Source organism: Actinomadura sp. KC06, assembly GCF_004348735.1.
Lineage (GTDB): Bacteria > Actinomycetota > Actinomycetes > Streptosporangiales > Streptosporangiaceae > Spirillospora.
In genome coordinates this window covers 15,447-27,034 of record NZ_SMKT01000119.1, presented here as the reverse complement: position 1 = coordinate 27,034, position 11,588 = coordinate 15,447, and the positions used below count along the sequence as shown (strand labels likewise).

10 protein-coding genes are annotated in these 11,588 nt (G+C 72.6%); 6 read left to right on the top strand and 4 right to left on the bottom strand.

What is annotated here, in order from left to right; genetic code table 11:
• Positions 1–503, top strand: a 503-nt coding sequence (locus E1287_RS30285) for an NAD(P)-dependent oxidoreductase (protein ID WP_279507419.1), incomplete at its 5' end; no start/stop codon positions are given.
• On the opposite strand, the gene E1287_RS30280 is transcribed toward E1287_RS30285, so the two are convergent.
• The 3 genes from E1287_RS30280 to E1287_RS30270 are packed head-to-tail and all read right to left on the bottom strand — an operon-like array spanning position 500 to position 4,401.
• Positions 500–1,747, bottom strand: coding sequence for a cytochrome P450 (locus E1287_RS30280; protein ID WP_131968680.1), 1,248 nt, complete (start codon positions 1,745–1,747; stop codon positions 500–502). The genes E1287_RS30285 and E1287_RS30280 overlap by 4 nt on opposite strands.
• A 53-nt stretch (positions 1,748–1,800) precedes the next feature.
• A complete protein-coding gene (locus E1287_RS30275) occupies positions 1,801–2,550 on the bottom strand; it encodes a crotonase/enoyl-CoA hydratase family protein (RefSeq protein ID WP_243719538.1) in 750 nt (249 codons plus the stop codon).
• 27 nt (positions 2,551–2,577) lie between these two features.
• Positions 2,578–4,401: an acyl-CoA dehydrogenase family protein gene (locus E1287_RS30270; RefSeq protein WP_131968679.1), complete on the bottom strand. Its 1,824-nt coding sequence runs from the start codon at positions 4,399–4,401 to the stop codon at positions 2,578–2,580.
• Between the two features lie 88 nt (positions 4,402–4,489).
• Between E1287_RS30270 and E1287_RS30265 the strand changes: the two genes are divergently transcribed.
• A complete protein-coding gene (locus E1287_RS30265) occupies positions 4,490–5,221 on the top strand; it encodes a PaaX family transcriptional regulator C-terminal domain-containing protein (protein WP_131968678.1) in 732 nt (243 codons plus the stop codon).
• An 18-nt stretch (positions 5,222–5,239) separates the two neighbouring features.
• Here the strand turns inward: E1287_RS30265 and E1287_RS30260 are convergent, their stop codons facing one another.
• Positions 5,240–5,908: a lysophospholipid acyltransferase family protein gene (locus E1287_RS30260; protein WP_131968677.1), complete on the bottom strand. Its 669-nt coding sequence runs from the start codon at positions 5,906–5,908 to the stop codon at positions 5,240–5,242.
• Positions 5,909–6,086: 178 nt separating this feature from the next.
• Here E1287_RS30260 and E1287_RS30255 point away from each other — a divergent pair, with 178 nt between their 5' ends.
• The 4 genes from E1287_RS30255 (at position 6,087) to E1287_RS30240 (ending at position 11,381) form a co-directional block, all read left to right on the top strand.
• Positions 6,087–7,097: an ABC transporter permease gene (locus E1287_RS30255; RefSeq protein ID WP_131968676.1), complete on the top strand. Its 1,011-nt coding sequence runs from the start codon at positions 6,087–6,089 to the stop codon at positions 7,095–7,097.
• Positions 7,098–7,228: 131 nt separating this feature from the next.
• Positions 7,229–7,903, top strand: a complete 675-nt coding sequence (locus E1287_RS30250; RefSeq protein ID WP_207934554.1) for a TetR/AcrR family transcriptional regulator — start codon at positions 7,229–7,231, stop codon at positions 7,901–7,903.
• Positions 7,904–8,022: 119 nt separating this feature from the next.
• Positions 8,023–8,637, top strand: a complete 615-nt coding sequence (locus tag E1287_RS30245) for a response regulator transcription factor (protein WP_243719537.1) — start codon at positions 8,023–8,025, stop codon at positions 8,635–8,637.
• A gap of 143 nt (positions 8,638–8,780) precedes the next feature.
• A complete protein-coding gene (locus E1287_RS30240) occupies positions 8,781–11,381 on the top strand; it encodes a LuxR family transcriptional regulator (protein WP_165969245.1) in 2,601 nt (866 codons plus the stop codon).
• The last annotated feature ends 207 nt before the right edge of the window (positions 11,382–11,588 follow it).

The following is an 11,588-nucleotide window of genomic DNA, read 5'->3' as shown; positions in this document are numbered from 1 at the left end:
CGGTGGGGCTGCTCGGCGGGGGTGAGATCGCGACGCTGCTGCGGGGGATGTTGGAGGCGGTCGGGGCGCGGGTGCTGTACACGTCGCGGCGACCGAGGGCCGGGGATCCGGCCTGGCGGGAGTTGGACGAGCTGCTCCGGTCTAGCGACATCGTTTCGGTGCACGTGCCGCTTACGGACGACACCCATCATTTGTTGGACGCTGAACGGCTCGCGCTGTTGCCGGACGGCGCGATCGTGGTGAACACGGCGCGTGGTGCGGTGATTGACGAGGGTGCATTGGTGGCGGCGTTGCGGTCAGGGCGGCTGGGGGGCGCTGGGCTGGACGTGTTCGAGAGTGAGCCCGTCAAGGCGGGCAATCCGCTGCTGGAGCTGGAGAATGTCGTCGTCATGCCGCATGTCGCCTGGTTGACGCGGGAGACCTGGGATCGGTACTTCGCGGTTGCTGTGGAGAACTGTCGGCGGCTTGGTCGTGGTGAGGAGCTGCTGCACCGCGTCCGTTAGGAGAGGGTGTAGCGGACCGGGAGGCGTTTTAGGCCGCCGACGAATGTTGTCGCGATGCCTACCGGTTCGCCTGCCAGTTCTATGGATTCCAGGCGGGGCAGGAGTTCCTCGAAGAAGGCGCGGAGCTCGATGCGGGCCAGTGCTGCGCCTAGGCAGTAGTGGACGCCGAATCCGAATGCCAGGTGCTTGTTCGGGTCGCGGCCTACGTCGAAGCGGAACGGCTCGTCGAAGACGTCTTCGTCCCGGTTGGCGGACGGGTAGGAGAGCAGCAGCGAGTCGCCCGCGTGGATCCGGACGCCGCGCAGTTCGGTGTCGTGGACGGCCGTGCGCATGAACTCCTTGACGGGCGTGACCCAGCGGATCATCTCGTCCACGGCGAGCGGCATCAGCTCGGGGTGCTCGCGGAGCCGGGTGAGCTGGTCGGGGTGCTCGATCAGCGCGTGCAGGCCGCCGGTGATCGTGGCGCTGGTGGTGTCGTGCCCGGCCGTCGCGACGATGACGTAGTAGGACGCGGTGTCGAAGTCGTTGAGCGGCTCGCCGAAGACGCGCGCGTTGGCGATCGCGGACGCGAGGTCGCCGGTCGGGTTCTTGCGGCGCTCTTTCGTCAGCTCCTGGAAGTAGGCGAAGAATTCGAGCAGGACTTCGAGTTTCTCCTCCTCGGACGCGCCGCGCCGGTATTCGTCGTCGTCCCCGCCGAACAGTTCTTGGGTGAGTTTCAGCATCCGGTCGAAGTCGCTTTCGGGCAGGCCAAGGAGCGACAGGATCACGTACAGCGGGAAGTGCGCGGCGACCTCCCGCGCGAAGTCGCATTCGCCGCCCGCCTCGGCCATCCGGTCGACGTAGCGGCGGGCGAGTTCCCGGACGCGCGGCTCCAGCCCCCGCATCGCCCGGGGCCGGAACCAGTCGGCGCCGATCGCGCGGAAGACGCGGTGGTCGGGGTCGTCCATGTGGATGAGGGTGCGCAGGGCGATGCCGTCCTGCGCGCGGCTGCGGTTCAGCTCGTCGAAGCGCGCGGTGGCGAGCAGGGGGCGGGGCGCGTTGAGGAACCGGTCATGGTTGCGTTCGACCTCCATGATGTCCTCGTGCTTGGTGACGGCCCAGAACGGGTTGTAGCCGGGCGCCTCCACGCGATGCACCGGGGATTCGCGGCGCAGGAGCGCGAGCGCCTCGTGCAGGCGGCGGTCGTCGGCGTAGGTCTTCGGGTCGGCGATCGCGCGTCCGGCCTCGTCCACGGTCAGCGTCATGCGCCGGCTCCTCCTCGGTTCGAGCATGTCTCCGGCCGTACGTAATGATCAACTTACTCGCCCGGGTCGCGGTGGCGCGCGGCGAATCCGGCCGCGCCCTTCAGCGCCTCGTCCAGCGATCCGGTGCCGTGCCGGTGCTCGACGGCGATCGCCTCGTCCTCGGGCAGGCCCTCGGTGTCCAGCACTGACAGGCGGTCGTTGCGCAGGCAGGTCTGCGGGAACGCGGCCAGCTCGGCAGCCAGCTCCTCGGCGGCGCGCCGCGACTCTCCCGGCGGGACGAGCCGGTTCGCGAGGCCGATGCCGAACGCCTCCGCCGCGCTCACCGGACGGCCCGTGAGGATCAGGTCCATCGCGCGGCTCGTGCCGATCAGCCTGGGGAGGCGGAACGTCCCGCCGTCGACCAGGGGGACGCCCCAGCGGCGGCAGTAGACGCCGAACGTCGCGTCCTCCTCCACCACGCGCAGATCGCACCAGAGCGCCAGCTCCAGCCCGCCGGCGACCGCATGCCCGGCGACGGCCGCGATCACCGGCTTGGACAGCCGCAGACGGGTGCAGCCGAGCGGCCCGTCCGCCGGCGGCGGGTCGACGCGCGGGCTGGTCTCGGTGCCGATCGAGGTGAGGTCGGCGCCGGAGCAGAACGTCCCGCCCTCGCCCCACAGGACGGCGACGCTCGCGGCTTCGTCCGCGTCGAACGCGCGGAACGCGGCGGCGAGTTCGCGTGCCGTCGTCCCGTCCACGGCGTTCCGGGTCTCTGGACGGGACATGACGACCGTGGTGACCGGGCCGTCCCGTTCTATCCGCACCGCCAACGGAGCCTCCCCGTCTGCCGATCAGTCGCGAGTGTCGATGAGGGCGCCGTCGGCGAGGTCCTTGAAGCGTTCCAGGTCCTCGGCCGGTCCGTCGATGGCGCGCAGCGGACCGGCGTCGGCGAGACGGGAACGAGCGTAGAGCCGCGCGACGAGCGCCTTGCGATCGGCGCCGGAGGCGCCGCGGGGGGCGTGGGGGGTCGTCCCCCCTCGGGGAACAGGGTCCGTACCCGAGTCGGCGCGTTCCCATCCGGCCTGTTCGAGGAGCAGCGCCGCCGCGTAGACGTCCGCCATGTACTGGGCCAGCGGGTAGAGCCGCGCCTCGGCCACTGTCCTGTCGAGCCCGCGCCACTTGTTTATGGCCTGGCGGAGGTGGTCTATGCGCTCGTTGACGAGGTCGGCTGTGGCGTCATCCCCGGGTGGAGCTTGGCGGACGGCTTCGGTGAGGCGGTCTAGGAACGGTTCGTGGGCGTCCTGGCGTTCGATGGCGCGCCGGACGTCCAGGCAGAGGATGTTGTCGCCGCCCTCCCAGATGGGGTTGACCTGCGCGTCCCGGAGGATCCGCGCCACCGGCCACTGCTCGATGTAGCCGTTCCCGCCGTGGATCTCGATGGCGTCGCTCGCCGCGGTGACGCCGAGCCGCGCCGCCCGCAGCTTGATCAGCGGGGCGCCGATGCGCAGCCTCGGACGGCCCAGGTACCCGTCGAACACGAGCGCCTGGACGGCCTCGGTCTCCACGATCAGTTCCGCGAGCTTCCGCCGCATCAGCGGCTGCTCGGCGAGCGGCGCGCCGAACGCCTCCCGCGTCCTCGCGTAGCAGAGCGACTCGACCAGGGCCCGGCGGGCGCAGCCGAGGCCCATCATCGAGATGCCGAGACGGGCGCCGTTGGTCAGCTCCATCATCCGGGCCAGGCCCTTGCCGTCGCCGCCTTCGCCCGCGCTGGAGGACGGGGCCAGCAGGAACGCCTCCGCGTCCGTGAACTCGATCTCGGCCGACGCCACGGACCGGGTGCCGAGCTTGTCCTTGAGCCGCCGGATCCGGACGCCGTTGCGCGACCCGTCCCGCCGCTCCGTCAGGACGAGGAACGGCGCGATCCCCCGCACCCCGTCGACGGCCCCCTCGGGCTTGGCCAGCACGACGAACGCCGAGCCGTTGGCGTTGGACGCGAACCACTTGAGCCCGTTGAGCCGCCAGGCACTGCCCTCACGGGACGCCGTGGACTCCAGTGCGCCGAGGTCGGAGCCGCCCGACCGCTCGGTGAGCATCTGCGCGGCCTCGCCGGACATCTCCCCCGCCGCGAACAGCTCCCGCACGCGCGCCTTCACGTCCTCGGGCGCGAACAGCTCGGTCAGCGCGACGACCATGTCGCCGCCGGTGCCGAGCGCGCATGCCATGCCGATGTCGGCCTGGTCGAGGAGGTAGCTCCAGGCCACGCCCAGCGGGGCCGGGTCGACGCCGTTCGCCGAAGCCTCCGCGACGAAGCCGGGACGGGTGAAGGACGTCGCGACGATGTCCCTGCGCGCTGCCTCGAACGACGGCGGCATGACGACCCGGCTGATGTCGCGTCCCCACCGGTCGTACTTCTCCAGCCGGGGCGGGTTCCGGTCGGTCTCCTCGGCCAGCTCGGCGAGAGGGCCGCCCATCAGCGCGCCCATCTCGCGCAGCCGGGGCTCGGCCCAGCCGAACCCGTCCCCGAGATGCCGGCGCATGAGGAACCGCAGCGTGGGGTCGCAGTCGTACCAGTTGAGGCCGACCGCGCCGTGGTAGCGCTCGGTCGCGTACCGGCGCGACTTGTCCGGGCCGCCGAACGGGAGCCGGTCGAACGGCTCGGTCAGATAGGACGCCATGACCTCGACATTACGTCCTCGCTGCACGTGATGGAAGGCTGTAATCTGGGGAGCGTCCCCACCGACCCCGATAAAGTCTCGACCAGCCATGGACAGTCTGGAGATCCGCCCCCTCACCGCCCGTTCCGTCGTCCTGAGCACGCTTCTGGGCGTCCACCCGCCCCGGCTCCCCGCCCGCTATCTGGTCCGCGTCGGCGACCTGTTCGGGATCGCCGAGGGAACGATCCGGGTCGCGCTCTCCCGCATGGTGAACTCGGGCGATCTCGTCCAGTCCGGCGGCACGTACGCGCTGACCGAGCGCCTCCTCGAACGCCAGGCCCGCCAGGACGAGAGCCGCCTGCCCCCGACCCTCCCCTGGGACGGCACGTGGGAGATCGCCGTCATCACCGCCGAGCGCCGTCCGGCCGCCGACCGGGCCGCGCTCCGGCAGGCCATGTCCGCGCTCCGGCTCGCCGAGCTCCGCGAGGGCACCTGGCTGCGCCCGGCCAACCTGACCCGTCCCCGTCCGGACATCGTCGTGCGGCAATGCACGTTCCTGCGCGGGCGTCCGGAGGAGGAGCCCGCCGCCCTGGCCGCCGACCTCTGGAGCCTGGACGCCTGGACGACCAAAGTCCGCGCCCTCAGCACGGCCCTGACGGAGGCGACCGCGATCGCCGAGCGCTTCACGCTCGCCGCCGCCGTCCTCCGCCACCTGATGAACGACCCGCTCCTCCCCGCGGAGCTGCTCCCTCCCGGCTGGCCGGGCCCGGGCCTGCGCGCCCAGTACGAGCACTTCGAGAGGGAGTTCGAGCAGCTCCTCAGCGAGCACGTCCTGACCTGAGCCCGGCGGCGACCTTCGTTACTCGTCGTCCGCCCGGGGGTTCAGGGTGCCTGCCCATTCCAGGTCGGACAGCTTCCAGATGGCGTCCATGACCTCGTCGGTGATGACGCGGCGGGCCCGGCCCGGCGGCAGGTCCCGGTAGCGGGAGAAGTCCATCGGCTCGCCGAAGCGGACCGTCGGGCGGACGTTCAGCCGGGGACGCCACGTCCCGAGCGGGATGATCTGGTCCGTCCTGCCGAGCGCGACGGGGACGACCTTGGCACCCGACTTGAGGGCCAGCCACGCGACGCCCCGGCGGCCGAGGTAGAGGCGTCCGTCCGGGGAGCGGCTCCCCTCCGGGTAGATCGCGACGCCGCCGCCCGCGTCGAGGTAGCCGACCATCTGCTCCAGGGCGCGGACGGCCGCACGCGTGGGCCCCCGCCTGATCGGGACGTTCCCCAGCGCGAACATGGCCCACCGGATCGCCCGTCCGGCCGGGCCCGGCAGCTCGAAGTACTCGGCCCGCGCCAGCCACCACAGCCGGCGGGGGATGACGGGCGACAGGACGAAGCTGTCGGCCATCGACAGGTGGTTGCTCGCCAGGATGAACGGCCCCTCCGCCGGGATGTTCTCCCTGCCCTCGACCCTCGGGCGCAGGAGCAGGCGGAGCAGGGGCCCGACCGTGTGCGACAAGACACCGTAGTACACGCAGCCTCCCGTGACTCGGCGCACCGGGGACGGGGTGCGCGATGCCGAATCTAGGAAGCCTCGCGCCGGTTCGCATCCGCCATGTGACCAGCCTCATGCGACGCCCTATGGTAATTAATCGAACGAGCGATTATTTTTTAGGGCATGGAGACCGAGCATCGACAGTAAGGAGGCAGCGATGCATGAGAAGGGCAAGCCCATCGCCGTGATGGTGGCGGTGTCGTTGATCGGACTGATCTTCGCGGGTTCCTTCCTCGGGGCCCTGCACCACCTGGAGCCGCACGGGGTGCCCGTCGCCGTCGTCGCGCCGGACGCCGCGGTCGACCGGCTCGGCACGGTGATGGATCAGAAGGCCGACGGCGCGTTCGACCTCACGGCCTACGGCGACGAGCAGAAGGCGCGGGACGCGCTGCTGGAACGCGAGGTGGACGCGGTGTTCGTCCCCGGACAGGGCGGCGCCCAGCCCGGCGGGCAGGGCGGCGGCGCGAAGCTCGTCCTCGCGGGGGCGAACGGGAAGATCGAGCAGGCCGCGCTGACCACCGCGTTCCAGGGCGTCGGCCAGGCCACCGGGCAGCCGGTCACGGTCGAGGACGTCCGGCCGCTGCCCGCCGACGACAACAACGGCGTCTCCGCGATCTTCTTCGTGATCACGACGGTCATCCCGGCCGTGATCCTGGCCGTGATGCTCGCGGTCGCGGTGCCGAAGGCGGGCGCGGCGCAGCGGATGGGGCTGCTGGCGGCCGGTTCCGTGGCGCTCGGCGGCGTCAACGCCTGGGTCGCCGCAGGTCTGACCGGCGCACTCGCCGGCGCCCCGCTGGAGCTGTGGGGGCTCGGCAGCCTGCTGGTGTTCGCGGTCGCCTCGTTCGCGGCGGGCGCGCTGCGCGTCGGCGGGCCGCCCGCCCTCGCGCTGACCGCGCTGGTGCTCATCCCGATCGGCGTCCCGGCGAGCGGAGGCCCGATCGGCCCGCAGTTCATCCCCCAATGGTTCGCGGCGATCGGCGACTGGCTGCCCGTCGCGGCCGCCATCGACGCGGTGCGGAACACCGTCTACTTCGACGGCAACGCGATCGGCGCGCCGCTCCTCGTCCTGGCAGTGTGGGCCGTGGCAGGGACCGTCCTGGTCCTGGTCCCGGCGAAGGCGCGGCAATGGAAGCACGGCGCGGCGACGGAAGCCGCCGCGAGCTCATGAAGGATGTCAGGGCCGAAGGCAGGTCCACCGGGCGGACCGGTGGGCCTGTCCGGCACGCTGCACTTGTCATACGAACGGGCCATACGAACGGGTCATGGGAACGGGTCATGGGAACGGGGAGGGAGCGAGAGGTGTCGATAAGGCCGGATGGGCAGGCGCGGCGGCGTCCGGGACGCCCGCCGAAGACGCAGGCCGGGGACACCAAGTCTGAGCTCGTCGAGGCGGCGCTGCGGCTCTTCGCGCAGAAGGGCTACACGGGGACGTCGATCCGCGCGATCGCCCGCGAGGTCGGGCTGAGCGAGAGCGTCCTCTACGCGCACTTCGCGAGCAAACAGGACATCTTCGACGCGGCCGTGGCGAAGCTGGGGCCGCAGGGCCTCGTCACCGGACGGGAGAGCCTGGGCCATGACCTGGCCGACCGCGACCCGGCCGGCTACCTCCGCGCGCTGGTCGAGCACGTCCTCGACGCCTGGGACTCGCCGAGCGGAAGGCTGTTCATCAGCCTGATGGTCCGGGACGGGCTCGTCCACAGGGCCGCCTTGGGCGACACCATCGCGCGGTCCATGAACGAGACGGGCACCCTGTTCCAGCAGTGGATCGACGCGGGCTGGATCCCGGACGGCCTCGGCCGTCCCGCCGACCTGGCCTGGGCGCTGTTCGGGCCCATCGGCCAGGCGCGGCTACTGTGGTTGCACGCCGACGCCACACCTGAGGAACGGCAGGACGCCCGGGAGCGGGCCCTGCGCCACACCGAACTGTTCATCAGGGCGGTCTTCCGCGAGCCGCGGACGACCCCGGCCGGATGATCGTGGAGGACGTGATCATCGATGACGGGCTTGAGATGACCGGCTTGAACCGTGACGTCACGCGGCCGCCGGCGGACACCCCGCCGCTGACCGCCGGGCCAGTAGATACGGTGCCTAACGTGCCCCGAACGATCCGGATCCTGCTGGCCGAGGACGTCGCGCTGCTGCGCGGCGCCCTGGCCGGGCTGCTCGATCTGGAACCCGACCTGGAGGTCGTGGCGGAGATCGGCAGCGGCGACGCGATCATGAAGGCGGCGCTGCGGCACCGGCCCGACGTCGCCGTCCTGGACGTGGACCTGCCCGGCGTGGACGGCGTCACCGCCGCCGCCGAGCTGCACGAGCGGCTGCCCGAGTGCCGGGTGCTCATGCTGACGGGCCTCGGGCGTCCCGGCGACCTGCGGCGGGCGCTGGACGCGCACGCGAACGGGTTCGTCCTCAAGGACGTGCCGCCCGCCGAGCTGGCCGCCGCGATCCGGCGCGTCGCGGCCGGTGAGCAGGTCGTTGACCCGCAGCTCGCGCTGGTGGCGCTGCGGCAGCCGGAGAGCCCGCTGACGCCGCGGGAGGCGCAGGTGCTGCGGCTGGCGGCCGAGGGCGCGGACGTGGACGACATCGCGCTCGCCCTCAGCCTCACGGTCGGGACCGTCCGGAACTACCTGGCGAGCTGCATCACCAAGCTGAACGCGCGCAACCGGATCGACGCCGTCCGCATCGCGGGCAAGTTCGGCTGGGTGTGAGCCCTGGCGTGAGCCTTGGTGTGATCAAGATCCAGGTTTGAGGCGCGTATGAGAAACGCATGGCCCGACCCCCGGACGATTCACATGCGGATCGGTGCGCACCGCACTGGGCAGCGCCAACACGCGGTGACAGGCTCCGGAGCATGGTGGGGGAACCTTTGTGTGGACGCGCGGCCGAGGCCGCCGGGATCGAACGGCTCCTCGACCGCGCCCGGTCGGGTGCGGGCGGCGGCGTCCTGATCCTGCGCGGCGAGGCAGGGATCGGGAAGACCGCGCTGCTCGACCACGCGGAGGCGCGGGCGGCGGGGATGAACGTCCTGCGCGGCAGCGGGATCGAGGCGGAGTCGGAGATCCCGTTCGCGGCCCTGCACCTCCTCCTCAGCGACCGCGCCGACCAGATCGACTCCCTACCCGCCCCGCAAGCCGCGGCAATGCGATCCGCGCTCGGCCTGGCGCGACCAGACTCAGGCGACAGGCTCCTCATCGGCCTGGCCCTGCTGACCCTCCTCACCGAACCGGCCGACACCCCCCTTCTGTGCCTCATCGACGACGCGCAATGGCTCGACCGGGAATCGGCTGACGCGCTCCTGTTCGCCGCCCGCCGCGTAGCGTCGCGCGGCATCGTCTTCCTGATCGCCCTGCGGGACGGCTGGTCACGCACCGGACTCCCCGAACTCACCCTGCCCGGCCTGGACCCGGACGACGCCGACCGCCTGCTGGCGGAACGCGCACCCGAGATGTCCGCCGAACGGCGGGACGACCTGGTGGAGCAGGCACGCGGCAACCCCCTCGCCCTCATCGAGTTCGCCGCCGCCGGGTCAGGGCGTCTCGCCGCGTCCCCGGCGGAATTCGAGCGGGCCGTCCGCGACCTGCCCGAACCGGCGCGGCTGCTGCTCGCCGTCGCCGCCGCGGACGACTCCGGCGAGCCGGGCGTGGTCGTCCAGGCGGCACGGGACCTCGGCGTCCCGTTCGGCGCGCTGGAGGCGGCGGAGAACGCGGGCGTGGTCGCCGTGACCCGCACCGCGATCGGCTTCCGGCATCCCTTGCTCCGCGCCGCCGCCTACCAGGGCGTTCCGGTCACGCGGCGCATCGCCGTCCATCGCGCGCTCGCGGAGGTGCACGCGCGGGCCGGCGACGCGGACCTGCGGGTCCGGCACCTCGCCGCCGCCGCTCTCGGGACGGACGAGACCGTCGCCGCCGAGCTGGAGTCCGCCGCGGACGACATCAGGGACCGGTCGGGCCCGTCCGGCGCGGCGTCCGCCTACGAGCGCGCCGCCCGCCTCGCCGGTGACCCGGACGTCCGCGCCCGCCGCCTCGCCGCCGCCGCGGAGGCGGAGCTGGCCGCCGGACGGCTCGTCCGGGCCCGGTCGCTGGCCGACGACGCGGCGCTCGCGGGCGGCGCGGAGGACACGAGGGCACGGGTCGACATCGTCCGGGCGGGCGTCGAGCTGGAGCACGGCGTCCCGCAGGCCGCGGGACGCATGCTGCTGGAGCGGGCCCGCACGTACGGCGATCCGCGGATCCGCGTGCGGATACTCGAAGAAGCCGTGTTCCACGCGTGGTCGTGCGGTGATCGAGCAACGGCCGTCCAGGCAAGGGACGGCCTCGCGGACGGCGACGAGACGTCCGTCATGCTCAAGGCCCTGTCGGCGCTGCTCGACGACGACTGCACAAAGGCCCTGCGGCTGCTCACCGACACGCGCACAGAAGACGAACGGCTCTGCCTGCTCGCCGCCGAGGTCGCCCTGCTGGCCGGGGACGACACGGCGGCCGCCGAGACGTCCGCGCACCTCGTGGCCCGGTGCCGCCGCCGCGGGCTGCTCGGCCTCGTGCCGCGCGGGCTGGCCGTCCAGGCGTGGTCGCGGCTCTTCCACGGCGAGCACGACGAGGCCCGCGCCCTGACCCGCGAGGCGGTGCGGATCGCCGCGGAGACGGGCCAGCACCGGCAGGCGGCCGTGGCGACGTCGATCCAGGCGCGGCAGGCGGCGATCGAGGGCGACGAGGTCCGCTGCCGCGCCCTGTCCGCCGACGGACGGGTCGGTGACGCGCTCGGCCTGCTCGCCCTGGGACAGGGCCGTCCCGACGACGCGCTCGAACACCTCCAGGACGCGAACCGGGGCGCCGCGCCCTGCACCCCGCCGGAGATCCTCGCGCTCATCGACACCGTGGGCGCGGCCATCGCGGCGGGTCGCCCTGGCGCGGGCGCCGAGGCGATGGCCCGGCTGGAGGCGTTCGCCCGCAACGCCGGACAGCCGTGGATCGACGGTGTCGTGTCCCGATTCCGGGCGCTGCTCACCTCCGACCCCGACGAGGCCGAGCGGCATTTCACGCTCGCGCTCGCGTCCCACCGGGAAGGCGGGCGGCCGTTCGAGCGCGCCCGCACGGAGCTGCTGTACGGGGAGTGGCTGCGCAGGTCGCGGCGCCGCGCGCAGGCCAGGGCCCGGCTCCGCGCGGCGCTGGACATCTTCGAGCGGCTCGGCGCGGTCCCGTGGGCGGAGCGGGCGCGCGGCGAGCTGCGGGCCGCGGGCCAGGGCGGCGTCCGGACGGGCGGCGACGACCTCCCCGGACGGCTGACCGCGCAGGAGATGCAGGTCGTGCGGCTGGCGATGACCGGCGCGACGAACCGGCAGATCGCGGCGCGGCTCCGGCTCAGCCACCGGACGGTCGCCTACCACCTCTACAAGGCGTTCCCGAAGCTCGGCGTCGCGTCCCGGGCGGAGCTGCACCGGCACGTCCCCGCCTGATCCCCGAGGTGCCCCGCCTGACGCTCGCGCCACAAAAATAGCGCCGAAAAAATATTCAAGCGCTTATTTCTCTTGATCCGGCGGCCCCGGCGTTTCATCATCCGATGGGACGGCGTTGGGGGGCCGGTGAGCAGAGCGTGACCAGGGCGCGACAGGACGAGTCCGCGCGGCGGCGAGGCGCGCCGGCGGGACCGGCGAAATCAGCCG